Origin of the sequence: Mesorhizobium sp. M0062 (genome assembly GCF_040323125.1) — a bacterium.
GTDB lineage: Bacteria > Pseudomonadota > Alphaproteobacteria > Rhizobiales > Rhizobiaceae > Mesorhizobium.
Window position 1 is genome coordinate 34,123 of record NZ_JAMYUO010000002.1, and the last position, 25,018, is coordinate 59,140.

Genomic DNA, 25,018 nt, shown 5'->3' on the forward strand with positions numbered 1-25,018 from the left:
CATGTGCGGCATCGCTGGAATCGTGGCGCTGAATGCCACAGCGGCTTCTCCTTCGCGGCAGGCGCTGATGCAGATGATGGGCGCGCTGGCGCATCGCGGTCCCGACGGGCGCGGTCTCTACCGGGACAGACGCGCGGGGCTGGCGCATGTGCGCCTGTCCATCGTCGATCTTTCCAGTGGCCAGCAGCCGATGGCGGATACAGGCGATACGACGTGGATCGCGTTCAACGGCGAGATATTCAACTACGTCGAACTGCGTGAAAAACTCGCGGCGCTCGGCCACCACTTCCGAACCCGCAGCGACACGGAGGTCGCGCTGCACGCCTATCGTGAGTGGGGAGAAACGGCCTTCGAGCGCATGAACGGCCAATGGGCCATTGCAATCTGGGATTCAGTGGCCAATCGTCTCGTATTGTCGCGCGACCGCTTCGGCATTTGCCCGCTGTATTTCAGCGAGCATGCGCACCGGCTTTATTTCGCCAGCGAAGTGAAAGCCATTTTCGCGGCCGATCGAACCATACCTCGCGCCTTTGATCCCGCCGGCATCGATCAGACGTTCACGCTCTGGACAGTTGTTCCGCCGCAAGGAGTTTTCCACGGAATCAACGAACTCGAGCCGGGTCGTGTCCGCATATATCAGGATGGCACCGTTCGTGAGCGGATTTTTTGGCAGCCTTCCTATCCCGACAATTTCGGATCGCGGCAGGGCGAGTTCCCCGGGTCCTGCAGTGACGCAGTGGACCGCGTGTCTAGCGCTCTTGAGGCCGCGACGGCGCTCAGAATGGTGCGCGCCGACGTGCCTGTCGGGTGCTACCTCTCCGGAGGGCTGGACAGTTCGCTTGTGGCCGCGCTCGCAAGGCGCTTCGCGGGCGAGCGCTTCCAAACCTTCTCCTTGCGTTTTGCCGACACCGAATATGACGAGACCCGCTTCCAGCGAATGGTTGCCGAGACGATCGGCAGTGAGCACCATGAAGTGGTCGTTTCGCGCAGAGATATAGCCGGAATCTTTCCGGAGGTAATCCAACACACCGAACGCCCGATCCTGAGGACTGCCCCGGCGCCACTCTTCCTGCTCTCGCGCCTGGTGCGCGAGCGTGGCATCAAGGTCGTGCTGACCGGCGAAGGCGCTGACGAAATGTTCGCCGGCTATGACCTGTTCCGCGAAGGCAAGGTCCGCCGCTTCTGGGGGCGCCACCCGACTTCGACACGACGCTCTCGGCTCCTGGAACGCCTTTACCCCTATCTCACCCGCTCGCCGGTGCAACAGCAGGCGATGGCGCGTCAGTTCTTCGGGCGAAATATTCAGGCTTACGACGCGCCGGGCTTTGCTCATGAAACGCGCTGGCAAACCACCAGGGCCATCAAGCGCTTGTTTACGGCCGACATGCGCGCTCAAACGCAGGGCCGCGACGCCGTGTCCGAGTTGCTCGCCCGTCTGCCCGCGCAGTTTGCCCGTTGGGGCCCTCTTGCGCAGGACCAGTATCTCGAGGTCCAAACACTGATGTCGGGCTATCTGCTCTCCTCGCAAGGCGACAGGATGCTGATGGCTCACTCCGTCGAGGGCCGCTTCCCGTTCCTGGACGATGAACTTGTGAGGCTCGCGAATTCGCTGCCGCCCTCCTTCAAACTCCGCGGCCTCGATGAGAAGCACGTGCTGAAGCGCATGGCGGCACCCATCCTGCCCTCCGAGATCGTAGCCCGCAAGAAGCAGCCCTTCCGCGCGCCCAACGCGCTTTGCTTCGTCGGCGCAGACGCTCCGGATTACGCTCGCGAGGCGGTTTCGCAGACGGCCCTGCGCGAGGCGAATGTCTTCGATCCAAAGGGGGTCACGCACCTGCTTGCCAAATGCCAGGCCAGAACTGGCGATGGCGACCTGTCCAATGCCGACAACATGGCGCTGGTCGGCGTGTTGTCGACCCAACTTCTTCATCAGCAGTTCGTCGCGGGTTGTCCCAGTGCAACGCTCGAATGCACGCTCAGCGTCGACGTCGACTGCGAACATCGGGAAGAGCGCCTGTATGTTGCATGATGCCGTACCATTGCTGCATGACTACCTCGCCCATTCCGCCGTCCGACACGGAAGTAAGGTGGCGCTGGTGTGCAACAGGCAGCGTGTCACCTACCTCGAACTCGAAACGCGAGCCAACGCGATCGCCTGGGACCTGTCCGCATCCGGAGTCGTTCGCGGTGATCGCGTGATGATCTTCGCCGACAACACCGTCGAGACGGTGGTTAGCTTCTGGGCGGTGCTAAAGGCGAATGCGGTGGTGTGCATCGTCAACCCGCTCACCAAGAGCGACAAGCTCGATTATCTGCTCAACGACTGCCGGCCGACGGCGCTCATCACGGACGGCCATCTGCAAGCGATCTTCCGCGAGCCGGCGCGCGGCTGCCCGTCACTTCTGCGGGTGATCGTATCGGGACCTATCGACGACGTCGAACTCGCCCAGCTGCCGTTTGCCGTGCGCTGGGACGCCGCCCTCGCCAATGGCGCGGATACGCCGCCGGCACGGCAGTGCATCGATGTTGATCTGGCAGCCATCATCTACACGTCCGGGTCGACGGGCGAACCCAAGGGCGTGATGCTGACGCACAGAAACATGATGACCGCGTGCGCGTCTATCGCTTCCTACCTCGCGATTGCCGAGGACGAGGTGATCCTCAATGTCCTACCCCTCGCCTTCGACTATGGACTGTACCAGATGATCATGGCTTTTCGTACCGGCGCCCGGCTGGTGCTCGAACGCTCGTTCGCTTTCCCGGCACAGATCCTCGGGTTGATCAGGCAGGAGGGAGTTACGGGCTTTCCCGGCGTGCCCACAATCTTTGCCGCACTCTCCGAACTCAGGTCCCTCAAAGACCAGGATTTCTCGAGCATCCGCTACGTCACAAACACTGCGGCAGCCCTACCCCTCAAGCATATTTTCATGCTTCGCGAGCTGTTTTCGGGTGCACGCATCTATTCGATGTACGGTCTCACCGAATGCAAACGTTGCACCTATTTGCCGCCAGAGGACCTCGAGCGAAAGCCATTGAGCGTAGGGATCGCAATCCCGAATACGGAGATGTGGATCGTTGACGAGCATGACAGGCGGATAGGCCCAGGCGTTGTCGGCCAACTCGTCATTCGCGGCGCAACGGTGATGAACGGGTATTGGGGCAAGCCCGAGGCAACGGCCAGGAAACTCAAACCCGGCCCGCTGCCCGGCGAGCAGGTCCTATACACCGGCGACTACTGCCGGATGGATACGGAGGGTTACCTCTACTTCGTTGGCCGTGGGGATGAGATCATAAAGTCGCGAGGCGAGAAGGTGGCGCCAAGGGAAGTGGAAAACGTACTCATGGACATTCCAGGAGTCCGGGAAGCGGCTGTCATCGGTGTTCCCGACGAGCTCCTCGGGCAAGCGGTGAAAGCCTTTGTGGTGATGGAGCATGGAAGAGCCATTGGCGAAAGGGAACTGCAGAAGGAGTGCCAGAAGCGTCTGGAAAACTTCATGGTCCCGAAATCCATCGTCGTTGTGGCGAACCTGCCGATGACGGACACGGGAAAACTCAAGAAAACGGCGCTGTCATGATGCGGGGCCAGAACCAAGTCGCTGATTTAATGGTGACGCCACGGAGGACGAATTCATGTTGACCATCAAGGAACGCACCGGAATCTACAGCGAGCAGATTCGTAGTTTCTTGGTTTCAAATTTCTACGTCAGCGACGTCAAGGCATTGCTGGATGACGCATCCTTGCTCGATCAAGGCATTGTCGACTCGACGGGTGTGCTTGAGATTATCGGCTTCATCGAGGAGACCTTTGGCATTACCGTCGAGGATAGCGAACTTCTGCCTGAAAACCTCGATTCCATCCAGGGGATCGAGCAATACATCATCCGCAAAATGAACTGATGGGTAAGCGTTACGCCCAGAGCAGCCCGTATTTGGTCTGACTGTCGCAGGATTCATGCCTGCGACTTGACTTGCCCCAGAACCACCCGGCCCTCGCCCGCTTCGTTCGAGACCGAACGGATGTTCTCGAATGCCTTGCTGCGTTCCAGCAGACCCGCTACCTGTCGGTCTTGGCCAAGCCCGACCTCGAAGAGCAGGATGCCGCCACGCCGCAGGTATCGCGGTGCGTCTTTCAGTACGCGCATATGAATGCTCAGGCCGTAAGGGCCGGCTGCGAACGCCTCGCGCGGCTCAAGCTCGATCAGATGGGCGCGGTCGCCCTCGAGCCGCTTTTCAGAAATGTAAGGCGGATTGCAGACGATTACGTCGATAGTTCCGTCTAGCCCAAGGCCGATGAGAGAGTCGAACAAGTCGCCCTGAAGCACCGAAAGACGCTCAGCCATGCCGTGATGTGAGGTGTTGCGGCGTGCCGTTTCGACGCATTCATCGGTGAGATCGCTTGCCCAGACAAGGGCGCTGGGCACATGGTAGGCGATCGCGCACGCCAGATTCCCAGTGCCGCAGCACATATCAACTATGCGCGGAGCCGGCAGGTTCATCTGATGCAACACACCAAGCGCGGTCTTGCCGAGCAACTCGGTCTCAGGTCTGGGGACGAGCGCACCGGGCGAAACCAGCAGTTCAAGTCCCATGAAGATGGCGCGGCCGGCGCCATAGGCATCAGCTACACTGAACTCTTTGCTCATGGCCGACCCCATCGCTTGATTTCCCCAGTATAGATCTGCGGCGCTCATGCGCCAGCCAAACCTGCTCCGACATCATGAATTCTCAAGCCTTTCCTCCGAGAAACCGCCGGCCCAAACTCGGTGCATCGCACTTCGCACGCTCATTGACCAACCGCAATCTCAAGGTCGCCCCAGACAACTCGAAGCCAAGCCCGGGACGTATGTCCGCATACCAGGCCGAATCCGCTGCTGGTCCATCTGGCACTCAAGTTGCTGGGCGCTATTTGCCCCAACGCATTGGCATTGAAGGCGCTCGAGAGAAGAAGTGCTGCTCATGCTTTGCAGAGCCAATGGCACGGCACTGAGGCTTTCAGATCTTGCGGATCGTGGAGAGGGGTAAACGCCGCTATCCAACTCTCTATGGAACGGAGGCGCGGACCGCAGCGGCCTGTTGTGCTATGGAAGCGCACTTGGCGGCGACCCGGCCGGATTCGACTTTTTGTGCGCAGTCTCCGAGACCTCAACTGCGCCCCGCTCGTAGACGCGCCAATCTTCGGCTCCAGCAGCGAGTGGTCGGTGGAAGCGCCTGCGCTCCAGCATCAGCCTCACCTTGCTGCATGGAGAGGTTACCTATAGGTTTGCGGACATGTCGAAACAACTGTCCGAAGGTCTCGGATCGACATCTCATTTCCGGTCAATCGCAGAGAGGGGCCGTGAGCGAAAGCGTGAGTGTTCTGATTGTTGAGGATCAATGGCTAGTCGCGCAGGACACTGCCGCGCGGCTGCGTCGCGCCGGTTATCAGGTGGTCGGACCTGTGCCGTCGGTATCCGCCGCTCTGCGTCTTGTCGAATCGGACAAGATTGACGTGGCGTTGCTAGACATCCAGCTGAACGGTGAAACGGGTCTGCCGGTGGCGAGGATATTGCAGGCGCGAGGCATCCCCTTTGCCTTCTTGTCGGGATTTGGCCCCGCCGACGTTCCCGCGGCTTTCCGCGACTGCAGATTCCTGCCGAAGCCGGCAACCGATGCTGTCATCCTTGCTGCTGTCAGCGAGTTGGCGTCCCTGCGCACAGCTTCGCGCTGACATTCGCTCCGCCGCATTATTACCGGAGTTGCGCCCTGGCGACCTGGTAGGCCGGACGAGGTCAGTCTCACAAAGGGCAACATTGGCGCTTTGGCCAGGAGGACGGCGGACTACGACCGGCGAGGACGGAAATTCAGCGTTCAAAAAGCGTCCGCCGGGGTTCCACTTCTCGGCCTGTTGGCGGCGATTTGGACTTAGGTCCGATCCCGGTCGCCAGAGGTCGGATTGCGGAACATCTGCCAAGGACCCACGTTCGGGGTTTGAGCACGGAGGTGCCTGGCCGATCTCGAAGCGCAAGTTTCACGGGCAACTGTTGGGGAGTGTCGTAGTGCCGATTTCAAACGATATGGGGGACGAGTACCTGGAACTGGAATGTCCAAACTGTTCTCATGTCATCATAAAAAAGGGATCGTGGTTGAAGGTGATATCCAACTTCAACTGCACCCAATGCCATGCAAAAATCAGAATTGGTTATATGACCAAGCTCGCGCTTTTCGAGAAAAAAAGGCAAAGCATGAACCCGGCTGCGCAGTGAGCGTCCTGGCGGCCCGACAGTCGTTTGGGTGGTGCGTTGAACCGTCGGGCCTGACCGGCCCGATGGCGGGGGAGCCAGGCCGGCTGGGTGAATCGTATACATTAGATCATGCTTATCAAGCCCAAATCCGCGGCGCGACATCGCCTGGTGGAGCAAACGGTGAACCCCGCGCCCGTATACGCGCTAGCAGGAACGTCGGCGGTCAACATGCCGCTCATTCGTAGAGAGTGCGAACAGCTTCATCAAACAGCTCCACCTCGGCTTCAACCTTTTCAGCCGCTTTATCGACCTTCTCGAAACGCTTCAGCATTCGATTGTGGAGCATGGACAAGCGTGCGGCATGGTAGACCACGCTGCGCTTGTAACCTTCAGAGTCGAGTGGTTCGAACAACATTGTCATGGCAGAAATCCTCAATGTTTTTCGTCCTGCAATCCTTCCCTAGTAAACCGCCAATTAACTCTTTCGTTCCGCTGGTGATGCGAAGGCGCCCGAATGAATAACTCGTTGCGCTGTCTCCAGACTGCACGAGCGTGATTCGTCTGTCTGAGGTTAGGCCCCAAGGCTTGCGCTTGCCTCGCCTGTTCGGCTCATGCTGCGTCAGTCACGACATCGACGGCCAGCTTCAGTTCAATCGCTTTGGGCGTGAGTTGAATACCGGCGCTGCCAAGAATTGCCGAATGATCATCCTGCTGTGGAGGGACCGCCGAACCCGTCAGGAGCGACGAACCGAGCCGGCTTGGATAGTCGCCCCGCCGCAAGGACGCGAGCGATCGAAGATCACGTCGGCAGGTGCTCTGCCCTCTCTAGGAAGCCGGCGCCGCGCGCACTTACTGAAAAAACCCAAACAGAATAAGAGCGAGAAAGGCAAACAGCAGCGCTGCAGCCGCTAGCAACACACCTTTGTTGGAGCCGCGCCGAGGTTGAGGGTCAGGCACGAGTTTTTTCCGGTTTGGGAGTTCATTCATTGGACATTAATTTGCGGCTGCAAATTAGGTTCCGCTCATGCTTGAATGCCTACAATGCCGCCCCACAGCGCCCTACAGGCGCACGACCTTCGCTAGCCCTAGGCGTATCCGCTGGCCTTCTGCAAAGGACAACGCGAACGATTCCTGATTGAATGACCGGGCAATTTCCTGATCTTTCTCAACCACGCGGACGAACCATTCGCCGCAGGTTTCTGTCACTTCGACGCAAGGCACGGCCTTGCGGAATGGAACCACGTTATCCATCACAGCCGACCTACGAGCAATGGCAACATCGGTCTTATAAGGCCACCGAATTCGGGATTTCAATAAAAAAGTCGGTACGTGATCATGTAATTTACGGGATCAAGTAATTAGTGAGCAGCGGATCGCATTTGAAGTCCGCTAACGATCACCTATGTGCTCACCGAAGCATTGGGGCTCGGCCGACACGGTGATTTTGAACGCCTACGGCAATTCCTTCTCGGAGAGGTCGCTGACCGGCATGATGGCGCACTGGAGCAAGATGGCGAGCATGGGGCCCGGCTGCACGCTGCATGGACTTCGGAAGACGCTGGGGAAGTACCTGGCCAAGGAGGGCGCGACCCCGAAACAATCGGCAGGCATTCTCGGCCACGACGACCTGGACCACGTAGAGCTTTACAGCAAGGACGGAGCAGGAGCGGCTCGCCGTGGATGGCATGGCGAAGCTTCTGAAGCGGTTTGTCTAACCGATGTCTAACCGGGTCGTCTACCCTCGACGCAAAGCCTTATGCATCAAGGCGACTGGTGGGCCCGGAGGGACTCGAACCCCCAACCAAGCGGTTATGAGCCGCCGGCTCTAACCATTGAGCTACAGGCCCCACGCGCGCTGGATTAGTGTTTTTCCTTGCGCGGCACAAGGCTTTCCGGACGGGCTGGCCGAGATCGCCCAAATCAGCCCATATTCGCGCCCTAGTCGACAGGCGCGACTGGATCGCACACCGAGGAGATTTTCATGACCAGACATATTTTGCCGCTCGCACTTGCCGCCGCGATCGCTTTTCCGGCGATGGCAAGCGCTGCCGATTCGCTGCCCCCGCCCCGCATCATCGTGTCGGGTGAAGGCCAGTCGACCGTGGCGCCTGACCTGGCGCTGCTGACGCTCAGCGTCATGCGCGAGGCCAAGACCGCACGCGCGGCACTCGACGCCAACAACGACGCCATGGCCGCCGTGATCGCGGCAATGAAGTCGGCAGGGATCAAGGATCGCGACCTGCAGACCGCCGGCATCCAGATCAACCCGCGTTACAATTACACCAACAAACCGGACGGCAGCCAGGAAGCCGAGCTTGTAGCCTACCAGGTGACCAACACACTCTCGGTGCGCATCCGCGACATCGACAAAACAGGTGAGATTCTCGACAAGGCTGTGTCGCTCGGCGTCAACCAGGGCGGCGGCATTTCGTTCTCCAACGAAGACCCGAAAGCTGCCGTCACCGAAGCCCGCAAGAAGGCGGTCGCCGATGCCATGGCCAAGGCCAAGACGCTGGCCGAAGCCGCCGGCGTCAGCATCGGCCGGGTGCTGGAAATCACCGACCAGAACGTTGCGCCGGCGCCGATGCCGATCAATGCCAAGGCCTTCGATGCGGCAGGCGCCGCGGTTCCCGTGCAGGCCGGCGAGAATGCCTACGCCGTGCAGGTAATAGTGACATTCGAGCTTAAGTAGCAGGCCACCGGGCCGGGCCGTCGGCCGGAACCGCAGATTTCCGACGTGAAAAACCCCGGAGGACTGGCCTCCGGGGTTTTTTCGAGCCGCACCTTTCCGCGGAGGGAAAGGGGCTCCTGGCTGACCCTAGAAGGGTCATGCCGTTACTCCAGGCTGATCCTCGCAGAGGAGCATGCCTCCGGATCGACCTTCGCAGAAGGTCGTATCCCAGACTGATCTTCGCAGAAGATCAGTCTGGTTCTCTTAGCGATAGATAACCGGGCAGCCGCGCTCATTGGCGAACACGACCACTACGCGATCGCCATACTGGCGGCCGGCGACCTTCACCACGCGGCGATTGACATCGACGATGCGGACGCGGTGCAGGCCCATGCGCTCGGCCTTGTCGAGGGCGCGATCCGGCGAGCAGCGGCGCCAATTGCGGTCACGGCGAAAGCCGTCCTCATCGTCGCCGGTGTAGACGCCGACGCGGCGGTCATGGTTGTTGCCGAAGCCGAGATAGATCGAGTCCGCCTGGGCGGGCACTGCGGCAAGGGTGCCGAGAGCTACGAGACCCGAAAGGGCTGCTGTCTTGAATGAGTTGAACATTGTCTTCTCTCCTTGTTGAGGGCTTGCGCCCGTCTTGGTCGAACCGATGGGGGGAGAATGCTCCTTGCAATCTGAACTCTTCGCGAACCGGCCGTTCATTTTCGGTTAATCTGCCCGACAGGTTGAAAGCAACCGCCCCTTCCACCGCTGCAAACGATCCTGACCGTCAAAAACGTCCAATGGCGCAGAACGCCCTATGGCAGCGTCCGTTCCAGAATGCTCAGGGCTCGTCATCGAGCATATAGTCGAAATAGTCGTCCGGCTCGGCCAGATCGGTCTCACTGGCGCGGACGCGGCCGCGCATGGAGATGCCGGCATCATGAACGGTCTCGGCACTTCCCGACACCAGCCTGTGCCACCAATAGAGATCGTGCCCCTCGGCAACCAGCCGGTAGGCACAGGTTTTCGGCAGCCACGTGATGGTGCGCACATTCTGCGGCGTCAGCCCGACACAGTCCGGCACGCGCGCCAGCCGGTTGGCATAGTCCGAACAGCGGCAGCTTTGCCCATCGAACAGCCGGCAGCCGACTGATGTCCAGTAGATCTCGCCGGTATCCTCGTCCTCGAGTTTAGACAGGCAGCATTTTCCGCAGCCGTCGCACAGCGATTCCCACTCGGTGGGCGTCATCGCTTCCAGCGTCTTGGTCTTCCAGAACGGCGTTTCCATTATGGGTCGAGATGTGGCCTCCGCATGCGGCAAGGTCAAGCTGTTGTGTGACTTCAAATTCCGGCCGCACCATAGGAAAAACATGAAGTTGCCTTCAAAACGCCGGTCAATCGTCCTTGGGTGCGGGTAATGCCCGCAAACCGGAACCAATCCGGTCAAGGACAGTTTGGGCAGGGATGGGACCCCACAAGGAGAATTTAAGATGAAACGCCAACCACGGGTACTGGCAGGTACGGCACTTGGCCTGCTTATGGCATCCGCGCCGTTGGGCGCATCCCCGTTGCAGGGCAACGCCGTTTTCGGCCCCTTGCAGCACACGGCCGCGCCACTGATCCTGGTCCAGGACGACCCTGCTGCAGATGGTCAGCAGACCGACCAGGAACTGCCGCGCAAAAAGAAACGCCAGCAGGCCGAACAGGCAGCGCCGGCCGCCGAGCAGCCTGCACCGGCTGCAGAGCAACCCGCCCCTGCCGCCGAGGAACAACAGCCGCGCAGGAAGAAGCGGGATCAGCAGCAGACCGAGCAGGCCCCGGCCGAACAGGCCGCACCTGCCGCCGAGGAACAGCAGCCGCGCAAAAAGAAGCGCAATCAACAGCAGCAGATCGAGGCGGCGCCTGCGGATGAGGGCGGCGCCCAGGCAGCGCCGGCGACCGATGAGCAGCCGCTCAAGCCACGCAAGAAGAAGCGTGACCAGCAGCAGATCGAGGCAGCACCGGCTGAACAACCGGCCGAACAGGTAGCTCCGGCAAATGAAGAACAGCCGCTAAAGCCACGCAAGAAGAAGCGCGACCAACAGCAGATCGAAGCGGCGCCCGCTGAACAGCCGGCCCAGCAGCCTGCCGAGCAGGCAGCGCCCACCGAACAGGTGGCGCCGGCAAACGACAACAAGTCGGGCAAGAAAAAGCGCAAGCAGGATCAGCAGATCGAGGCCGCGCCTGCCGACAAAGCGCCAGACGTCAAAGTTGCGCCTGCCGAAGAGCCCGCGCCGCAGGCCGAGCCGATTCAGCCCCCGGCCGATCAGCAAGCGGCTCCCGCCGAAGGTGAACAGCCGAAGGATCAGGCGAAAAAGCACGGCAAAAAAACTGTCGGCGAACAGCCGGTGACGGGCGAACAGCAGCCTGCGACCGGTGAACCACAGCCTGCGGAGCAACCGGCCAATGCCGAGCAGCCCGCGCAACGTGAGACGCCGGCGCAAGGCGAAGCCACGGCCAACCCCGACGAAGCACCCATCCTGGACAGCCAGAAGGATGCCAGGCGCAAGCACCGCAAGGACCAGGGCGGCAACAGCCAGAATGGCGACGGCCAAAATGGGAACGGCCAAAATGGGAACGGCCAGAATGCTGGCGGCCAGACGGGCGAGCAGCCCGCGCAGGGCGGCACCGAGGCGCAAGCCCCGAAGCCGGCTCCGGTCGACCAGGGACCGCCGCCCACCGACGACAAGTCAGCTCAGCAGGCAATTCAGCCAGAAAAGATCGCCCCGGTGACGGAGGAAAAAGGCAAACGCGTCGAGCGTGCACCCGATGAGAACGTCCGCGACCGCCGGCGTCCGAAAGGCGTCGACGTCGTCAAGGAACTCGGCGACCGCGTCATCCTGCAGTTCAACAACCAGACGGTCGTGGAAAGCAATGACGCTCCGCGCATGCACCGCGGCGCCAGGAATGTTTACTATGAGGAACTGTCGGGCGATCGCTCTCGGGAAATCGTCGAGCGCGACAATGGCATCCAGATCGTCACCATCCGCAACCGCAATGGCGACGTCATCAGGCGATCGCGCATCACGCCGGATGGGCACGAATATGTGCTGAGCTATGTCGACGAGCGCAGCTATGACGACGACAATGACTGGCGCGATCCCGGTGACGACCTGCCGCCGATGCGGCTCACCATCCCGCGCCGCGAGTACATCCTCGATTCGGAAGATGTCGAAAGCCCGGACGATTATTACGAGTTCCTCGAACAACCGCCGGTGGAGAAGGTCCAGCGCCTCTATTCCATCGACGAAGTGAAGCGTTCGGCGCGCGTGCGCGACATTGCCCGTCGCGTCGACCTCGATACATTGAACTTCGAGTTCGGCTCGGCCTCGATATCCGACACCGAAGTGCAGAAACTGGAAGGCGTCGCCACGGCCATGGAGAAACTGTTGAAGAAGAACCCGGCCGAAACCTTCCTGATCGAAGGCCACACCGATGCGGTTGGCACGCCGGAAGCAAACCTTGCTCTGTCCGACCGGCGCGCTGAGTCTGTCGCCGAAGCGCTGACCAATGCCTTCGGGATCCCGCCGGAAAACCTGACCACTCAGGGCTATGGCGAGGAATACCTGAAGGTCAACACCACGGCGCCCAACCGCGAGAACCGCCGTGTCGGCATCCGTCGCATCACCTCGCTGGTGGCACCGGTGGCGAGTAACAATTGATCTGCTTTCCAATGGCTTGAGCAGCTTTCTGGAATCAGATCGACAACAAGGACCCATCCCGGCAGATCGGGATGGGTCGAGCTGCGGACAGCAATCCCGGTTCAGCAAGAATTGTACTGGTATTAGAACCGGCTCATTGAATAGAGCGGCCGCCCTCCCCAGATTCAAGCCTGGGCGTTCCCTGCCCCGTCCCGACTCCAGCGGGATGCATTGAACCCCGCCGGCCCTCCCGGCGGGGTTTTTTTGCGTCGCAATTTGCCTTGCAAACTGCGGCAAGCTGATCGAAATACCCCAGTCGACCTCAGAAAGCTGACCGGAACCGCTGCATGAAACGTCTCGAACTCGCCATCGAATCGATCATCCTCGCCTCACGCTGGCTGCTGGTGGTTTTCTACATCGGGCTGGCCCTAGCGCTCGCCGTCTATGCGCTGTCCTTCGGCAAAAAACTCTACGAGTTCGTCATGGTCGCCTTCACACTCGACGACACCGACACCATCCTGAAGATGCTCGGCCTCATCGACGCCGCACTTGTCGCCTCGCTGGTGGTGATGGTGATCATCTCCGGCTACGAGAATTTCGTCAGCCGCTTCGACGACCAGGATGGCGGTGTGCACTGGCTGGGTACGATCGATGTCGGTTCGCTGAAGGTCAAGGTCGCCTCGACCATCGTCGCTATTTCCTCGATCCACCTGTTGCAGGTGTTCCTGAATTCGTCTTCCTATACGATCGACCAGCTGATGTGGCTGACCATCATCCACCTCGCTTTCGTCGTCTCGGCGCTGATGCTGGCCTATATCGACCGGCTGATGGGACTGAGCAAAGGCAAGAAGGGCGAGGAGTGATGAGCCCCTTTCTCCCCGTTCATGGGGAGGTGAGGCTGGTCCGCACAGCGGGCGAAAAGCCAATTGCTTGGTTTTTCGAAAAACGCCGGCAGGTGGATGAGGAAGCAGCGCCGTCGGCCCGTGATTTCCGTCAGTAGATGCTTTTGACGTTCGTCGGCGAATTGGCAAATACCGCGTCCGGCACGAAAAAGTCGCCGGCCAGCGGCCCGGTCGCGCCCGGCGCATAGACCGCGAAATCGGTCACGCCCTCGGCCCGCAGCACCTCTTCATCGATGTAGAAATTGCCTGATGTCTCGCGCGATGGCCGCAGGAAGATGGCGTGTGCGGCATCGGCCATGATGTCGGGTAAGCGGCTCATCGCCGCCACCGTCGCGCCGCCGAGCAGATTGCGCACCGCAGCCGTGTCGATGGTCGAGATCGGCCACAGCGAATTGACCGCGATGCCGTCCTTGGCAAACTCGGCGCTCATCCCCAGCGTGCACATCGACATGCCGAACTTGGCCATGGTGTAGGCGACATGGTTCTTGAACCATTTGGCCTTCATGTCGAGCGGCGGCGCCAGATTCAAGATGTGAGGATTGCTTGCCAACTTCAGGTGCGGAATGCACATTTTCGACACCAGGAAGGTGCCGCGCGTGTTGATCTGGTGCATCAGATCGTAGCGCTTCATGTCCGTCTCCAGCGTGCCGGTGAGCTGGATGGCGCTGGCATTGTTGACGCAGATATCGATGCCGCCGAACTTTTCGACGGTCTTGGCAACCGCCTCAGCCACCTGCGCCTCCTCGCGGATGTCGCACAAAACAGGCAGCGCCTTGCCGCCGGCCTGCTCGATCTCCTCAGCTGCCGAGTAGATCGTGCCCGGCAGCTTCGGATGCGGCTCGGCGGTCTTGGCCGCGACCGTCACATTGGCGCCGTCGCGCGCAGCTCGCAGCGCGATCGAAAGACCGATGCCGCGCGACCCGCCGGAGATGAACAGCGTCTTTCCCTTGAGCGACATGTCTTGGCACCTCCCTTGCTACATCACTGACGCGAACCATTGCGCGGCGGCAATGCACTGCGCAAGGCCTCGGCAGCCTGCAACGGGTTACGCAACGTAGGCTCAAACGGAAAAGGGGGTTAGACCAGCACCAGGCCCTGCCGCATCGCGATCGCGATGGCATCCGTGCGGTTCGCAGCACCCAGCTTGATCAGGATCGCGGCGACGTGGAACTTTGCCGTGTGCACGGAGATGTTCAGCCGCCGCGCGATCACCTTGTTGGGTGCGCCTTCGGCCAGCAGCGCCAGCACTTCGGCCTCGCGCGGCGACAGCGCCGGACGGGCGGTAGCGCCATCGTCCAACGGCTCCTCGCCGAACAGCCCGCTATGGCTTCCGCCGTTGGCGGCGGCATCGAAATCGTCGTGGCGAGCGGGCGTCGAACGCCCATCCCTGGACACCCGGTAGCCGGCCGCCGCCAGTCTGACGGCAGCCGCGATCAGATTCGCATCCGACGCCAAAGGCAGCACGGCAAGCACCCGGTTTTCCGGCCGGCCAGCGCTCGCGGATAGCAGCACCCGTGGGATTGCGCTGTTGCCACCATCGGCCCGATCGAGCCAGGCCGCACTGTTCGCAACAGCGTCATCGACGACAGCGACGTCGGCAATCCCGCTGCCGGCTACGACCGGAAGCAGATCGTCCGCCATGGCAAGCGAAGCTGACAGGCGCTCGGCACGCGCGGCATCGTGCAGCGCGATCAGCACCACGAGCTGGCGTCCGCCGCCCGCCACCTCCGGCCCACCCACCTCCGGCCCACCCGCCTCCGGCCTTGTCAGCGTGTCGCTTTCCATCGGCCCTCTCAGCTCAGCGGTTTTTCACCGACGGTCAGCGCGACGTCGCGCTGCTCGCCGCCGCGCACCACGCCGAGCGTCACCGCAGCGCCCGCGCTATCCGGCCCAAGCTTTCGGATCAGTTCGCGCGGGCCGTGCACGGCCTCGCCATTCCACGCCACGATGATGTCGCCCAGCGCAAGGCCGGCGGCTTTGGCCGGACCATTGTCGTCGAGGCTCATGACCATGGCGCCGCGCGCCGCGCCGTCACGGATCGGGTGCAGGCCGGCGCCGAGATAGCCGCGCGCGACATGGCCCTTTTCACGCAGCGTCGCCACGGCCCGCTCGATCGTCTCATAAGGCATGACCAGCGCACGACCACGTGGCCCAAACAGCAGCATGCCGATCAGCGCGCCCTTGGCGTCAAGCACCGGCCCGCCCTCGAAACGGCCGCCGGCATTGACGGCGAGATTGATGCGCCGATCGATGGTGCCGCCGCGCATCGAGCGCCAGGCGGGGCCGACCTCGCCGACCGAGCCCGAGACAGCCAGCGCCGAGCCCTGACTGCTGCCGACAGCGATGGCGACGTTGCCCGGCCGCACCCCATCCGCCTTGGCGAGCGCAGGCGCCGCGGCCGCGCCGGCCGGCTTCAGAAGCGCTACGCCGGTCGACGGATCGCGACCGACCAGTTCGGCCTTCACCGCTTCGCCCGAAGCCAATGTCAATTCGATCTCCTCACCGGCCTCGACAGCTTCCTCGGCGGTGACGAAACAGCCGTCACGCCAGTGGAAGGCGCTGGCGGTGCGATGGTGATGGGTGGTGAAACTTGCCGTTGCCGGCGCAGCCTTGGCGGCGAGATCGGCGATGGCCTCGGAAAATGCATTAAGGTTGAAGTCACTCATGATGATCTCCTGGGTTTTCTCATGCCCCAGATATCGCTCGGCAGTGCGCCCGGAGGTACTCGTCTGACGGCTAGTTACTGGTTTGACTGGCCATCTGGTCAGGTCGCGGCAGTTCGAGCCGCTCCGCACATATAGTCATCATCGCGCCTGAAAACACGGAGCCCCGCCAATGGCCCTCGCCGCCCACAAGTTCGAAACCGACGACACACTGCTCGACGCCTATTCGACGACAGTCGCCGACGCCGTCGACCGCATCGGCCCAGCCGTCTGCCGCATCGAGCGCGTCGGTGGCCAAGGTGGCCATGGCTCCGGCTTCGTCATCACCCCGGACGGGCTGGTCGTCACCAATTTCCATGTCGTTGGCGATGCCAAAACGGTGCGCGTCTCTATGCCCGACGGCGCCTCCAGCGAAGGCCGTGTGCTAGGCCGCGACCCCGACACCGACATCGCGCTGGTGCGCGCCGATGGCAGCTTCACCGAAGTCGCGCCGCTCGGCGATTCCAAGCGGCTGCGGCGCGGCCAGATCGCCATTGCCATCGGCAATCCGCTCGGCTTCGAATGGACCGTAACGTCAGGCGTGGTCTCCGCACTTGGCCGTTCGATGCGCGCCTCGACCGGGCGGCTGATCGACGATGTCATCCAGACCGATGCCGCGCTCAATCCCGGCAATTCCGGCGGACCGCTGGTGTCGTCGGCAGGCGAGGTCATCGGCGTCAACACCGCCATGATCCACGGCGCGCAAGGCATCGCCTTCGCGGTCGCTTCCAACACCGCCAATTTCGTCATTTCGGAGATCATCCGCTTCGGCCGCGTGCGCCGTGCCTTCATCGGCATCTCGGCCGACACCACCAGTTTGCCGCGCCGCGCCGCCCTTCTGTCGCAGGTGACCACCAGTACGGCGGTACGGCTGCGCAGCGTCGAGAAAGACGGACCCGCGGCGAAGGCCGGCCTCAGGGAAGGCGACATCATCGCGTCAATAGACGGTCGCCCGGTCACCGGCGTCGACGACCTCGTGCGCATGCTCGACGCCGAACGCATCGGCCGCGAGACGCTGTGCACCGTGGTGCGCCGCACCGGCGTCAGCCAGGTGACGGTGACGCCGGTAGCAAGGGCGAGTTGAGCCCTTATCGAGGGTTGAGCACCCGCCCGAGCAGCGACACCAGCAGTCGCGCAAGGTCACCGGTCGGGTCGAGGTCGGGATCGTAGATCGTCATGTCCAAGCCGGTGCAGCGCTGGTCCGCTGTCAGCGCCGACAGAATGGCAACGAGTTCATCGGGGTCGATGCCGGGGCTGCCGGGCGAATCCACCGCCGGCATCACCGTCTGGTCGAGCACATCGACATCGAGATGCAGCCAGTAGGGACAGCCGGCGCGCGCCAGCGTCGCTCTTGTCTTTTGCAACACTCCAGCCGCGCCGAGTTCCTGCGCGGCAAAGACGTCGATGCGCGTCACGGCGGTCGCATTGATGTCGGGCCAGGCAAAATCGGCATCGCGGCTCTCGCGTTCGCCGATCTGAACCACCGCCTCGTCGGCGACGAGCGGACCGACAACACCTGGCCATTGCGCCAGCAAAGCCTCGCCGCGTCCGGTGGCAAGTGCCAGATCCATGCCGGCAACCGAGCCGAGTGAGGCATTGACATCGTAGTTGCCGGGATGGCGGAAATCGCTGTGGCCATCGACATGGACCAGGGCGACCGCGCCCGAGCGCCGCGCGGCGACCAGTGCGCCAAGCAGGATCGAGCAGTCGCCGCCGATGATCAGCGGGAACTCGCCTTGCCCAAGCGCACCGGTGACGATCTCGGCAAGATCGAGGTTGAAGCAGCGGATCGCCGGACCATTACGCAGCCTAGTGCCCGGTTGCGGTTCGGTACTGTAGGCGGGTCTGTCGAGATCGACCACCCGCCCCGGCGCCAGCGACTCGATCAAACCAGCTTCGCTCAGCGCCTGCGGCGCACGCCAGGTGCCGGGCACATGGCCCGGCTCCAAGGGCCGAAGGCCGAGATTGGATGGCGCACGAACAAGGCAGATGTCACGCATGCGGCAGGCCCAGCTTCAACATCACCAACATAGACCGCATGGTGCGGGTCCGGCCACAGCGGCCGGAGCCGCTGCCGACATTTGCTGCCATTGTTCAGGCGCCCGCCGCGCCCGCCGCGAATTGCGCCTGAAATTCCGGGCTGAGCGGGATCGGCTTGATGACGTCGATCAGCACGCCATTGGGATCCCTGGTGATGAAATGGCGCTGGCCGAAGGGTTCGTCGCGCAGCGGGCACAGGATCGGCAGGCCGGCCGCAACGATCCGTTCATAGACAGCATCAGGATCCCTCACCTCGAAATTGATCAGCAGCCCCGATGTGCGGCCGCGCCCCCCCTCGGGGATCGTCTCGTGGTCGCCCTGGACGATACCGAGATTGACCCGGCGATCCTCGGCAGACTGCAGATGCACATACCAGTTGCTCGCAAACAGCGGCTTGAAGCGGAAGTGATTGATATAGAAGGCTTTTGTGCCGGCTACGTCGCCCGTCATCAGCACCGGATAATAGCTCGTCGTCTTCATCTTTCTTTCTCCCGTTAGCCAACATACAGTTTGCATGTAATTCGAAATAACATACAGGCTGCATGTATGCAACGAGAAACCCCGCGCCGCTCCAACCGCGACCGCACCGAAGCGACGCGCGCCGACCTGATCGCTGCGGCGCGCAAACTGTTCATCGAAAAGTCCTATGCCGAGACCGGCACGCCGGAGATCGTTGCGGCCGCCGGCGTCACCCGCGGCGCGCTCTATCACCACTTTGCCGACAAGCAGGCGCTGTTTGCCGCCGTGGTCGAGCAGGAGGCGGCGGCGGTGGCGCAAGAGATCGAGCGCGCCTCGCCGCCTTCTTTGTTTGCCCGCAATGCGCTGATTGCCGGCTCGGACGCCTATCTCGCCGCCATGCGCGCGCCCGGCCGCACGCGGCTTTTGCTGCTCGACGGGCCGGCCGTGCTTGGCCGCGCCGCCATGGATGCGATCGACAATCGCCACGGCAACCGGTCGCTGCGCGAAGGCCTGGTTGCGGCAATGCGCGAACAGTCGATGACCAGACTGCCGGCCGATGCGCTGACCGCTTTGCTCGCCGCTGCCTTCGACCGCGCAGCACTTGCCGTCGAGGCCGGCGCCTCGGCCAAAGACTATCGCGCCGTGCTCATGGCTCTGATCGATGGGCTGTCTCCGGCTCATCCTCAGGCAGGTCGTCCGGGTCGAACTCGTTGAAGCAGCCGAGCTGGCGTTTGAACTGGTCGATCAGCCAGGCCGCCGCCGGTTTCGGGCTGCGGTCGGCGCGGTGCATGGCATAGAGCGATGAGCGCACCTCGCTAAAGGGTTCAAGGTCGAGTTCGACCAGCCTGCCGCTGGCCAAATCGTCCGCGATCAGCCAGCGCGGCAACCCGCCCCAGCCCAGCCCCTCGCGCATCAACGTATGCTTGATACGCACATCTGTCAGCCGCCATGTACGATAGGCAAAGACGCCGAAGTCGCGTCCCTTGGTGCGTTCCGACTGGTCGCTGACAACCAGCTGGGTGTGCTCTCGCGCATCCTCGAGCGCCACCGGTTTCGGCAGCAGTGCCAGAGGGTGGGTGGGGGCGGCAGCCAGCACGATCGACATGAAGCCGATGCGCACGAGATGCACGTCGACCTCGCCCAGCAAGCCACCGATGCCAAGATCCGACTGTCCGCTGACGACATGGTCGGGGATCAGACCGAGCGTGCCGATATGCAGTCGCATCATCACGGTCGGGAACTGCGCCTCGAACGCCTTCAGCACCCGCACCAGCACCGGCGAGGGCAGCGCCGCGTCAACCGATAGCGCAACTTCAGCCTCCAGCCCCTGATGGTGACCGTCGGCACGCGAACGGATGCGCTGCAGCACGCCGACCATGCGCCGGGCGTCCTCCAGCATCGCCCGGCCGATTTCGGTCAGCTGCGGCTCGCGCGTGCCCTCGCGCTCGAACAGTTTCAGGCCAAGCTGCGCTTCAAGATTGGCGATGCCGTAGCTGATGACGGACTGCGCGCGGTTAAGCTTGCGGCCGGCGGCTGAGAAGCTGCCGGTGTCGGCGACCGCAACCAGGATCTGCAATTGGTCGAGCGTCGGATTGGGCTGCACGGCATACCTACTTTATGGATGGATCGTATAGAAAATATACCAGTTTTTTGAATGGGTCGGTAGGCCCATATCAGGCGGGAGAAATCAATTCCCACTGGAGAGAACCGCTATGTCTATCCTGCTTGTAACCTCGAGCCCGCGCGGCGCTGCCTCGCACTCGACCCGTATCGCTACCGAATTCGCTGAAAAGCTCGTCGCCGCCGACCCGTCGAATACGCTCGTCGTACGCGACCTCGTGGCCAACCCGCTGCCGCATATCGACACCGATTATGCGACCGGCATCTACACCCCCGTTGAAGCCCGCACGCCGCGCCAGGCCGAAGTCGTCGGCGTCTCCGACATCGTGCTTGACGAACTGTTCGCAGCCGACACCGTGATCCTGGCCACCGGCTTCATCAACTTCAACATCTCCTCGACCCTGAAGTCCTGGGTCGATCACATCTCCCGCTCCGGCAAGAGCTTCTCTTATGGCGAGGGTGGTCCCAAGGGCCTCGTCACCGGCAAGAAGGTCTATATCGTACTCGCCTCGGGCGGCATCTATTCCGAAGGTGCGGCCGTGCAGTTCGATCACGCCATCCCCTATCTGCGCGGCGTGCTCGGCTTTCTCGGCATGACCGACGTCGACGTCATCCGGATCGAAGGCGTCGGCATGGGTCCCGACGCCGTGACCGCCGCGCTCGCCAATGCGACCGCCAAGGTCGATGCCGTGGTGGCCAAGACCGCGAGCGCGCAAATCGCCGCGTAAGCACACCCCGTCATTCGCATTGAAAAGGCAGGCGCTTCGGCGCCTGCCTTCTTGCTGTCCGGGGCCGAGAGCAGGGTCCACCGGCAGATGGCGTGGTGTTCGTGGCGGGGTTTTCGATGGCTGCCAACTATTCTTGCCCGTTCATCAGCTGGCCCTCATAGGCTTGGAGCCCCCGGCATCGCCATCGGATTTGCCGTTGGTCCACGGCCAATCTGTTTTTGCACCGACGGATCGGGCTAAACTCGTGCAACCCTGTCAAAACAGAGAGGCAACTTATGGCCGAATGTCCGAGTGGAGGAGAGAACAACGGAATTGTCGCAAGCGCTGTTGCCGACGACGATCCGCGTCTCGCGTTCATCTATCAGGAGGCGGTGAGAGGTCTCACTCAACAGCAGACGCTTGTGGAGAACATGAGCACCCGCGCCGGCAGCCTTGTCTTGGCCACCGCATTTGCCAACTCGCTACTCGGCGGTGCGGCGCTTTCCAACGGGCTTGGGCTTTGGGATTGGACCGCAGTGGCCCTGTTGTTCGGCATCGGCGGGCTGATCGTCTTCATGCTTTGGCCCTATCACCAATATACATTCCGCTTCGATCCGGAAGATCTGCTTGATCAATATGTCGACAGCGACAGGCCGACGACAATGTCGGCCATGCGCCGCGCGCTTGCCCTTCGGATCAAGGCGGACATGGCCGGCAACTGGCGAATTATCCAGCGGCTCCGGCTGGCGTTGCAGATTGCGCTGGTTTTTCTGCTGCTCGACATCCTGGCTTGGCTTTTGGCAATTGCGGGCATCTGATCACGTCTCAAGGTGCACCGGCCTCGGTCGCGCATCATACCTGCGTCCTAGGAAATGGACAGGATCTCAAGTTCGCGCGGCCCTAGCTGGACAAAGTCGCCAACGGTTTTTCCGGTCAGCGCGATGGCAACCGGCGAACCATGCGATATGGAAGCTTCAGACGGGTTGGCCTCATCCTCTCCGACGATGCGGAAGGTCTGAGTGCGGCCATCATCACGTTTGAAGGTAACGGTGTGCCCGAAGGCGATCACCTCATTAGAGGTGGGCACCGGCATAAGCTGTGCCGTACGGACGCGCTCGGCATAGTAACGCATATCTCGAACCGGAACCGCTGACTGGCGTCGCCGCTCATTGACATCTTCCAGCACGCTAGCGGCCTCGAGAGCTTGCTGGGCGCGAGTCAATTCAACCTGCAGCGTCTTGAGGCCCGCTTCCGTGACAAGGTTGACCCGATCGGAGACAGGGCGAGCCGGCAGGATGGTTTCCGATGCTGCCTCGGCGCTTTCCTCCTTGGCAAACGCTACGCTCAATTGTCGATACTTTCTGCTTGCCGCCCACTGCCGTTATTCGAGATTCTGGCGACGGATGACCGGCGCAAAACCTATGTTCGGCGCCTCGACCAGTTCGGCCCTTACCCGAACATCCTCTCGCCTTGCTCGTCGACCAGTTGCATGCCCTTCTTGATCGAGATGTCGACGGCGTCGCCCAGTCCGGCAAAGCGATCGGCGCGGATGAATTTGTGTTCCTTCATCACGCCGTCGACTTCCTTCGAAACCACGCCGCAGGTCTGGTATTGGCCCCCCTCCGCCTTGTAGGGCGTGGCGCTGATCAAAAATCCCTTGTGCTCAACCTGCTTTGCCGGTGCTGCGCTCTTGGGCTCGCCCCCCTCACCGCCACCACCGAAAAGACGCTTCAGAAAAGACATGGGGCTTCCTCCAACGGCAATCATCCTGCACCACGTCTCGCGGTGCAGGATGATTTTCAGTACCGTTCCTCAGTCGAACGGGCAAGCGTTCTCGCCAGGGGTCAACCGCGCGATAGCGCTTCCAGGGCTTCAGCGGCGGCTTCCAGGACTGCAATCGCCTCGGCCTGCTTTTCAGCCGGCGCGTCGACGAGATCGCCGAGCGCGGCACGCAGCCGGTGGCGCACGGCGCGGAACTCCTCGCGGGCATCCGAGCGACCCCGTCCACCACGCCGTCCGCCTTCCTCGCCGTCGTCGTTCCAGCCGAACCAGTCCCGCGCTTTCGCCATCTTGCGGCCGAAGCGCTCGAGATGCTCCAGCACGCCGTCGATCATCTCGCGGTTCTCGGCGAGATGCGCCTGGCCCGCCTCGGTGATCGAAAACACCTTCTTGTTGCCGTCGGCGGCTGAAGCCGCATAGCCGGCCTCTTCCAGGAAGGTCAGCGTCGGATAGACGACGCCCGGGCTCGGGCTGTAGATGCCGCTGGTGCGCTCTTCCAGCGCCTTGATGATGTCGTAGCCGTGGCGAGGCGCCTCGGCCAGCAGCGACAGCGTGATCAGCTTGAGATCGCCGTCGGCCAGCATGCGCCCGGCGCGAAACATGTCGCCCGGGCCGCCGCGTCCACCGCCACGTCCGCCGTGGCCGAACGGACCAAAGCCGCTGCCCCCTCTTCCACCAAATTTGCCTGCCATGTGCAGGAATGCGCGCTCGGCGCGCTCGCCAAAGGGATGATGTCTGTGCATGAATTGCTCCTTGAGTTATATCTTACGATACATCTTAATTAGGCTTGCCCCGCCGACGAGTCAAGATATATCTTACGATGTATCTAAAGGCGGCGCCAGAAGGATGATTTCGCCGCCGCCGGCAGCTAGAAAGCGCGTGAGGGCCAAAACCTCTCCGTAAGCGTCTGACGTAAAGCAACGCATCCACCCCGGTCTTTCCGGGCAGTTCCGCCGGAAACCCGGCGCAATGGATGCCAAATGCGACGGACCGGATGTTTCAGGAAAATCCAAAAATGACCACGACCCGTAAGCGCGGCAAGCTGCCGGCGCGCTATGCCGCGATCGTCAGTCCGCTGGTGCTGTCGCTGCTGATGACCTTCATAGTCTCGTTCATATCGACGCTGAAAACCCTTGGACTGCAACCTGATTTGCCGGCTGTCTGGCTCACTGCCTGGGGCCTGTCCTGGCTGGTAGCGTTCCCAACGTTGCTCATGGTGCTGCCGGCGGTGCGCCGCATTGTCGGCTGGCTTTGCGAGCCGGCGTCCCGGTAACGCCCATGACGGTAAGGCCCGCAGATTCTTCGGGCCTTGCCTCGCTACCAGCGGCCCTTGCGCCGGTTCCAGACATAGAGAAGGTCGGCGAAACGATCATAGGCCAAGCGCGTCAGCGGCAGCGCGACCGGATTGCCGAAGAGCGTCGCCAGCCAGCCGTCGCCCGGCGTCGCCCGCCAGACGGCAACCGCGACATCGGCGCCGACCAGCAGCCTGCCTTCGGCATCGGTGGCATGCAGCCGGCGGCGTATGTCCTCCAGCGAGGCGCTGTAGCCAGAGAGCGCCGCCGGTTCGAGGTTGATGTCGCGGAATTCGATCCGCCCGGCCTTGATCGCCTCGATCAGCCGCCGTTTCTGCCGGGTGATGCCGCCATCGCAAACCGGGCAGCGTGTGTTGTACCAGACGGTCAGCGCAGGCTTGGACATGGCGCGACTATCACCCTGACGGCACGGCCCCGCAATATGACGCCGAGCCGCACGGACCCGCGCTCAGCGCTATCCAAGCGAAGTGACGATCTCGCGATAGGCAAATTCCGGGAAAGCCTTGAGCGTTCGCGTCTTGACGCTGCCACCCGTTGCCAGCATCAGGGCGAAACGAGCAAGCACAGCATCGTCGGGCGCCTCGATAATCGCCACCATGTCGTATTCGCCCATAGTCAGGTAAAACGCCTTGAACGAGCCGCCCATGTCGGCCAGTTGCTTCTTGGCGGCATCGAGCCGCTTCGGCGACTCTCGGATATTTCTGGCGCCCTGTTCCGTCCAGTTCATCAGCAGGATGTAGGTTGTCATCACACACCTCCCTCCGGCGCCACGGAGCACGGCTGAGGACATCAGCCGGGGCGGACATCCGGTTTTTCGCCCAGAACATGCATCCGACCAGGCAAGTATCCTCCCGACGGAGATGGGCGACAAGAGCCTTCACCCGGCAACAAAAAGGGCGCCATCGGCGCCCTTTTCGAATGCTGGTCTGTTGCCGG

The 25,018-nt window shown here is 62.1% G+C and carries 29 protein-coding genes and 1 tRNA gene; 13 read left to right on the plus strand and 17 right to left on the minus strand.

Going from position 1 to position 25,018, the window contains the following annotated elements:
• Window position 1: 1 nt before the first annotated feature.
• From asnB to NKJ64_RS02320, 3 genes are read left to right on the plus strand one after another with little or no spacing between them, the layout of a single operon-like run.
• Entirely contained in the window at window positions 2-2,029 is a 2,028-nt protein-coding gene (asnB, locus tag NKJ64_RS02310) for an asparagine synthase (glutamine-hydrolyzing) (RefSeq protein ID WP_352461905.1), read from the plus strand.
• Window positions 2,019-3,575, plus strand: a complete 1,557-nt coding sequence (locus NKJ64_RS02315) for a class I adenylate-forming enzyme family protein (protein ID WP_352461906.1) — start codon at window positions 2,019-2,021, stop codon at window positions 3,573-3,575. The genes asnB and NKJ64_RS02315 overlap by 11 nt, the downstream gene beginning before the upstream one ends.
• Window positions 3,576-3,630: 55 nt before the next feature.
• Window positions 3,631-3,897 carry an acyl carrier protein gene (locus NKJ64_RS02320; RefSeq protein WP_023670883.1) on the plus strand — a complete coding sequence of 89 codons (267 nt, stop codon included), beginning with the start codon at window positions 3,631-3,633 and terminating at the stop codon, window positions 3,895-3,897.
• Window positions 3,898-3,950: 53 nt separating this feature from the next.
• Here NKJ64_RS02320 and NKJ64_RS02325 read toward each other — a convergent pair whose 3' ends face one another.
• On the minus strand, window positions 3,951-4,643 hold the full coding sequence (locus tag NKJ64_RS02325) for a N5-glutamine methyltransferase family protein (RefSeq protein WP_023727390.1): 693 nt from the start codon (window positions 4,641-4,643) through the stop codon (window positions 3,951-3,953).
• A gap of 692 nt (window positions 4,644-5,335) precedes the next feature.
• Between NKJ64_RS02325 and NKJ64_RS02330 the strand changes: the two genes are divergently transcribed.
• Window positions 5,336-5,707 carry a response regulator gene (locus tag NKJ64_RS02330; protein ID WP_023670881.1) on the plus strand — a complete coding sequence of 124 codons (372 nt, stop codon included), beginning with the start codon at window positions 5,336-5,338 and terminating at the stop codon, window positions 5,705-5,707.
• Window positions 5,708-6,456: 749 nt separating this feature from the next.
• Here NKJ64_RS02330 and NKJ64_RS02335 read toward each other — a convergent pair.
• The gene (locus tag NKJ64_RS02335; protein ID WP_023697125.1) at window positions 6,457-6,642 is read right to left on the minus strand and encodes a hypothetical protein; all 186 of its coding nucleotides are present in this window, start codon (window positions 6,640-6,642) and stop codon (window positions 6,457-6,459) included.
• A gap of 638 nt (window positions 6,643-7,280) precedes the next feature.
• Window positions 7,281-7,472 (minus strand): hypothetical protein, encoded by a 192-nt coding sequence (locus NKJ64_RS02340; protein WP_023670878.1) that lies wholly within the window; start codon window positions 7,470-7,472, stop codon window positions 7,281-7,283.
• A 151-nt stretch (window positions 7,473-7,623) separates the two neighbouring features.
• Here NKJ64_RS02340 and NKJ64_RS02345 point away from each other — a divergent pair, with 151 nt between their 5' ends.
• Window positions 7,624-7,947 carry a tyrosine-type recombinase/integrase gene (locus NKJ64_RS02345; protein ID WP_023830102.1) on the plus strand — a complete coding sequence of 108 codons (324 nt, stop codon included), beginning with the start codon at window positions 7,624-7,626 and terminating at the stop codon, window positions 7,945-7,947.
• A gap of 45 nt (window positions 7,948-7,992) precedes the next feature.
• On the opposite strand, the gene NKJ64_RS02350 is transcribed toward NKJ64_RS02345, so the two are convergent.
• Window positions 7,993-8,068: transfer RNA gene (locus NKJ64_RS02350), tRNA-Ile, on the minus strand.
• A gap of 134 nt (window positions 8,069-8,202) precedes the next feature.
• Here NKJ64_RS02350 and NKJ64_RS02355 point away from each other — a divergent pair.
• Window positions 8,203-8,913, plus strand: coding sequence for an SIMPL domain-containing protein (locus tag NKJ64_RS02355; protein WP_352461908.1), 711 nt, complete (start codon window positions 8,203-8,205; stop codon window positions 8,911-8,913).
• Window positions 8,914-9,156: 243 nt separating this feature from the next.
• On the opposite strand, the gene NKJ64_RS02360 is transcribed toward NKJ64_RS02355, so the two are convergent.
• On the minus strand, window positions 9,157-9,501 hold the full coding sequence (locus tag NKJ64_RS02360) for a hypothetical protein (protein WP_023672466.1): 345 nt from the start codon (window positions 9,499-9,501) through the stop codon (window positions 9,157-9,159).
• A 220-nt stretch (window positions 9,502-9,721) separates the two neighbouring features.
• Window positions 9,722-10,168: a YcgN family cysteine cluster protein gene (locus NKJ64_RS02365; RefSeq protein WP_023672465.1), complete on the minus strand. Its 447-nt coding sequence runs from the start codon at window positions 10,166-10,168 to the stop codon at window positions 9,722-9,724.
• 202 nt (window positions 10,169-10,370) lie between these two features.
• Between NKJ64_RS02365 and NKJ64_RS02370 the strand changes: the two genes are divergently transcribed.
• Together NKJ64_RS02370 and NKJ64_RS02375 are read left to right on the plus strand one after the other, a co-directional pair.
• A complete protein-coding gene (locus NKJ64_RS02370; protein ID WP_352461909.1) occupies window positions 10,371-12,581 on the plus strand; it encodes an OmpA family protein in 2,211 nt (736 codons plus the stop codon).
• A gap of 326 nt (window positions 12,582-12,907) precedes the next feature.
• The gene (locus NKJ64_RS02375; protein WP_023672463.1) at window positions 12,908-13,423 is read left to right on the plus strand and encodes a TIGR00645 family protein; all 516 of its coding nucleotides are present in this window, start codon (window positions 12,908-12,910) and stop codon (window positions 13,421-13,423) included.
• Window positions 13,424-13,553: 130 nt separating this feature from the next.
• Here NKJ64_RS02375 and NKJ64_RS02380 read toward each other — a convergent pair whose 3' ends face one another.
• The 3 genes from NKJ64_RS02380 to NKJ64_RS02390 all read right to left on the minus strand — a co-directional run bounded on the left by NKJ64_RS02380 (window position 13,554) and on the right by NKJ64_RS02390 (window position 16,128).
• Window positions 13,554-14,420: an SDR family oxidoreductase gene (locus NKJ64_RS02380; protein WP_023697090.1), complete on the minus strand. Its 867-nt coding sequence runs from the start codon at window positions 14,418-14,420 to the stop codon at window positions 13,554-13,556.
• 119 nt (window positions 14,421-14,539) lie between these two features.
• Window positions 14,540-15,247, minus strand: a complete 708-nt coding sequence (locus tag NKJ64_RS02385; protein ID WP_352446398.1) for a helix-turn-helix transcriptional regulator — start codon at window positions 15,245-15,247, stop codon at window positions 14,540-14,542.
• An 8-nt stretch (window positions 15,248-15,255) separates the two neighbouring features.
• A complete protein-coding gene (locus tag NKJ64_RS02390; RefSeq protein WP_352461910.1) occupies window positions 15,256-16,128 on the minus strand; it encodes a S1C family serine protease in 873 nt (290 codons plus the stop codon).
• Window positions 16,129-16,297: 169 nt separating this feature from the next.
• On the opposite strand from NKJ64_RS02390, the gene NKJ64_RS02395 reads away from it, so the two are divergent.
• Window positions 16,298-17,248, plus strand: a complete 951-nt coding sequence (locus NKJ64_RS02395; RefSeq protein WP_352446394.1) for a S1C family serine protease — start codon at window positions 16,298-16,300, stop codon at window positions 17,246-17,248.
• 4 nt (window positions 17,249-17,252) lie between these two features.
• Here NKJ64_RS02395 and NKJ64_RS02400 read toward each other — a convergent pair whose 3' ends face one another.
• Together NKJ64_RS02400 and NKJ64_RS02405 are read right to left on the minus strand one after the other, a co-directional pair.
• Window positions 17,253-18,164: an arginase family protein gene (locus tag NKJ64_RS02400; protein ID WP_023672458.1), complete on the minus strand. Its 912-nt coding sequence runs from the start codon at window positions 18,162-18,164 to the stop codon at window positions 17,253-17,255.
• A 94-nt stretch (window positions 18,165-18,258) separates the two neighbouring features.
• Window positions 18,259-18,684, minus strand: coding sequence for a VOC family protein (locus tag NKJ64_RS02405; protein ID WP_023672457.1), 426 nt, complete (start codon window positions 18,682-18,684; stop codon window positions 18,259-18,261).
• Between the two features lie 66 nt (window positions 18,685-18,750).
• Here NKJ64_RS02405 and NKJ64_RS02410 point away from each other — a divergent pair, with 66 nt between their 5' ends.
• On the plus strand, window positions 18,751-19,377 hold the full coding sequence (locus NKJ64_RS02410; protein WP_023701145.1) for a TetR/AcrR family transcriptional regulator: 627 nt from the start codon (window positions 18,751-18,753) through the stop codon (window positions 19,375-19,377).
• Here NKJ64_RS02410 and NKJ64_RS02415 read toward each other — a convergent pair.
• Entirely contained in the window at window positions 19,310-20,266 is a 957-nt protein-coding gene (locus tag NKJ64_RS02415) for a LysR family transcriptional regulator (protein ID WP_023683802.1), read from the minus strand. The genes NKJ64_RS02410 and NKJ64_RS02415 overlap by 68 nt on opposite strands.
• A gap of 109 nt (window positions 20,267-20,375) precedes the next feature.
• Here NKJ64_RS02415 and NKJ64_RS02420 point away from each other — a divergent pair, with 109 nt between their 5' ends.
• On the plus strand, window positions 20,376-21,011 hold the full coding sequence (locus NKJ64_RS02420; protein ID WP_023672454.1) for an FMN-dependent NADH-azoreductase: 636 nt from the start codon (window positions 20,376-20,378) through the stop codon (window positions 21,009-21,011).
• 218 nt (window positions 21,012-21,229) lie between these two features.
• The gene (locus NKJ64_RS02425) at window positions 21,230-21,808 is read left to right on the plus strand and encodes a hypothetical protein (protein ID WP_245263542.1); all 579 of its coding nucleotides are present in this window, start codon (window positions 21,230-21,232) and stop codon (window positions 21,806-21,808) included.
• Window positions 21,809-21,855: 47 nt separating this feature from the next.
• Here the strand turns inward: NKJ64_RS02425 and greA are convergent, their stop codons facing one another.
• From greA to NKJ64_RS02440, 3 genes are all read right to left on the minus strand, one after another.
• The gene (gene greA / locus NKJ64_RS02430) at window positions 21,856-22,338 is read right to left on the minus strand and encodes a transcription elongation factor GreA (protein ID WP_023683799.1); all 483 of its coding nucleotides are present in this window, start codon (window positions 22,336-22,338) and stop codon (window positions 21,856-21,858) included.
• Window positions 22,339-22,439: 101 nt separating this feature from the next.
• The gene (locus NKJ64_RS02435) at window positions 22,440-22,733 is read right to left on the minus strand and encodes an HlyU family transcriptional regulator (protein ID WP_023701148.1); all 294 of its coding nucleotides are present in this window, start codon (window positions 22,731-22,733) and stop codon (window positions 22,440-22,442) included.
• Window positions 22,734-22,834: 101 nt separating this feature from the next.
• Window positions 22,835-23,512: a PadR family transcriptional regulator gene (locus NKJ64_RS02440; RefSeq protein ID WP_023689755.1), complete on the minus strand. Its 678-nt coding sequence runs from the start codon at window positions 23,510-23,512 to the stop codon at window positions 22,835-22,837.
• 272 nt (window positions 23,513-23,784) lie between these two features.
• Between NKJ64_RS02440 and NKJ64_RS02445 the strand changes: the two genes are divergently transcribed.
• Window positions 23,785-24,042: a DUF2798 domain-containing protein gene (locus tag NKJ64_RS02445; RefSeq protein WP_023754525.1), complete on the plus strand. Its 258-nt coding sequence runs from the start codon at window positions 23,785-23,787 to the stop codon at window positions 24,040-24,042.
• A 44-nt stretch (window positions 24,043-24,086) separates the two neighbouring features.
• Here NKJ64_RS02445 and NKJ64_RS02450 read toward each other — a convergent pair whose 3' ends face one another.
• Together NKJ64_RS02450 and NKJ64_RS02455 are read right to left on the minus strand one after the other, a co-directional pair.
• Window positions 24,087-24,467, minus strand: coding sequence for a thiol-disulfide oxidoreductase DCC family protein (locus tag NKJ64_RS02450; protein ID WP_023672448.1), 381 nt, complete (start codon window positions 24,465-24,467; stop codon window positions 24,087-24,089).
• A 69-nt stretch (window positions 24,468-24,536) separates the two neighbouring features.
• Entirely contained in the window at window positions 24,537-24,830 is a 294-nt protein-coding gene (locus NKJ64_RS02455) for a GYD domain-containing protein (protein WP_023672447.1), read from the minus strand.
• Between the last annotated feature and the right edge of the window lie 188 nt (window positions 24,831-25,018).

What these genes read in the sequence shown, in the direction of transcription:
- asnB (WP_352461905.1), top strand. Translation starts at nt 2, where the DNA reads ATGTGCGGCATCGCTGGAATCGTGGCGCTGAATGCCACAGCGGCTTCT.
- NKJ64_RS02315 (WP_352461906.1), top strand. Translation starts at nt 2,019, where the DNA reads ATGTTGCATGATGCCGTACCATTGCTGCATGACTACCTCGCCCATTCC.
- NKJ64_RS02320 (WP_023670883.1), top strand. Translation starts at nt 3,631, where the DNA reads ATGTTGACCATCAAGGAACGCACCGGAATCTACAGCGAGCAGATTCGT.
- NKJ64_RS02325 (WP_023727390.1), bottom strand. Translation starts at nt 4,643, where the DNA reads ATGAGCAAAGAGTTCAGTGTAGCTGATGCCTATGGCGCCGGCCGCGCC.
- NKJ64_RS02335 (WP_023697125.1), bottom strand. Translation starts at nt 6,642, where the DNA reads ATGACAATGTTGTTCGAACCACTCGACTCTGAAGGTTACAAGCGCAGC.
- NKJ64_RS02340 (WP_023670878.1), bottom strand. Translation starts at nt 7,472, where the DNA reads ATGGATAACGTGGTTCCATTCCGCAAGGCCGTGCCTTGCGTCGAAGTG.
- NKJ64_RS02345 (WP_023830102.1), top strand. Translation starts at nt 7,624, where the DNA reads ATGTGCTCACCGAAGCATTGGGGCTCGGCCGACACGGTGATTTTGAAC.
- NKJ64_RS02355 (WP_352461908.1), top strand. Translation starts at nt 8,203, where the DNA reads ATGACCAGACATATTTTGCCGCTCGCACTTGCCGCCGCGATCGCTTTT.
- NKJ64_RS02360 (WP_023672466.1), bottom strand. Translation starts at nt 9,501, where the DNA reads ATGTTCAACTCATTCAAGACAGCAGCCCTTTCGGGTCTCGTAGCTCTC.
- NKJ64_RS02365 (WP_023672465.1), bottom strand. Translation starts at nt 10,168, where the DNA reads ATGGAAACGCCGTTCTGGAAGACCAAGACGCTGGAAGCGATGACGCCC.
- NKJ64_RS02370 (WP_352461909.1), top strand. Translation starts at nt 10,371, where the DNA reads ATGAAACGCCAACCACGGGTACTGGCAGGTACGGCACTTGGCCTGCTT.
- NKJ64_RS02375 (WP_023672463.1), top strand. Translation starts at nt 12,908, where the DNA reads ATGAAACGTCTCGAACTCGCCATCGAATCGATCATCCTCGCCTCACGC.
- NKJ64_RS02380 (WP_023697090.1), bottom strand. Translation starts at nt 14,420, where the DNA reads ATGTCGCTCAAGGGAAAGACGCTGTTCATCTCCGGCGGGTCGCGCGGC.
- NKJ64_RS02385 (WP_352446398.1), bottom strand. Translation starts at nt 15,247, where the DNA reads ATGGAAAGCGACACGCTGACAAGGCCGGAGGCGGGTGGGCCGGAGGTG.
- NKJ64_RS02390 (WP_352461910.1), bottom strand. Translation starts at nt 16,128, where the DNA reads ATGAGTGACTTCAACCTTAATGCATTTTCCGAGGCCATCGCCGATCTC.
- NKJ64_RS02395 (WP_352446394.1), top strand. Translation starts at nt 16,298, where the DNA reads ATGGCCCTCGCCGCCCACAAGTTCGAAACCGACGACACACTGCTCGAC.
- NKJ64_RS02400 (WP_023672458.1), bottom strand. Translation starts at nt 18,164, where the DNA reads ATGCGTGACATCTGCCTTGTTCGTGCGCCATCCAATCTCGGCCTTCGG.
- NKJ64_RS02405 (WP_023672457.1), bottom strand. Translation starts at nt 18,684, where the DNA reads ATGAAGACGACGAGCTATTATCCGGTGCTGATGACGGGCGACGTAGCC.
- NKJ64_RS02410 (WP_023701145.1), top strand. Translation starts at nt 18,751, where the DNA reads ATGCAACGAGAAACCCCGCGCCGCTCCAACCGCGACCGCACCGAAGCG.
- NKJ64_RS02420 (WP_023672454.1), top strand. Translation starts at nt 20,376, where the DNA reads ATGTCTATCCTGCTTGTAACCTCGAGCCCGCGCGGCGCTGCCTCGCAC.
- NKJ64_RS02435 (WP_023701148.1), bottom strand. Translation starts at nt 22,733, where the DNA reads ATGTCTTTTCTGAAGCGTCTTTTCGGTGGTGGCGGTGAGGGGGGCGAG.
- NKJ64_RS02440 (WP_023689755.1), bottom strand. Translation starts at nt 23,512, where the DNA reads ATGCACAGACATCATCCCTTTGGCGAGCGCGCCGAGCGCGCATTCCTG.
- NKJ64_RS02445 (WP_023754525.1), top strand. Translation starts at nt 23,785, where the DNA reads ATGACCACGACCCGTAAGCGCGGCAAGCTGCCGGCGCGCTATGCCGCG.
- NKJ64_RS02450 (WP_023672448.1), bottom strand. Translation starts at nt 24,467, where the DNA reads ATGTCCAAGCCTGCGCTGACCGTCTGGTACAACACACGCTGCCCGGTT.
- NKJ64_RS02455 (WP_023672447.1), bottom strand. Translation starts at nt 24,830, where the DNA reads ATGACAACCTACATCCTGCTGATGAACTGGACGGAACAGGGCGCCAGA.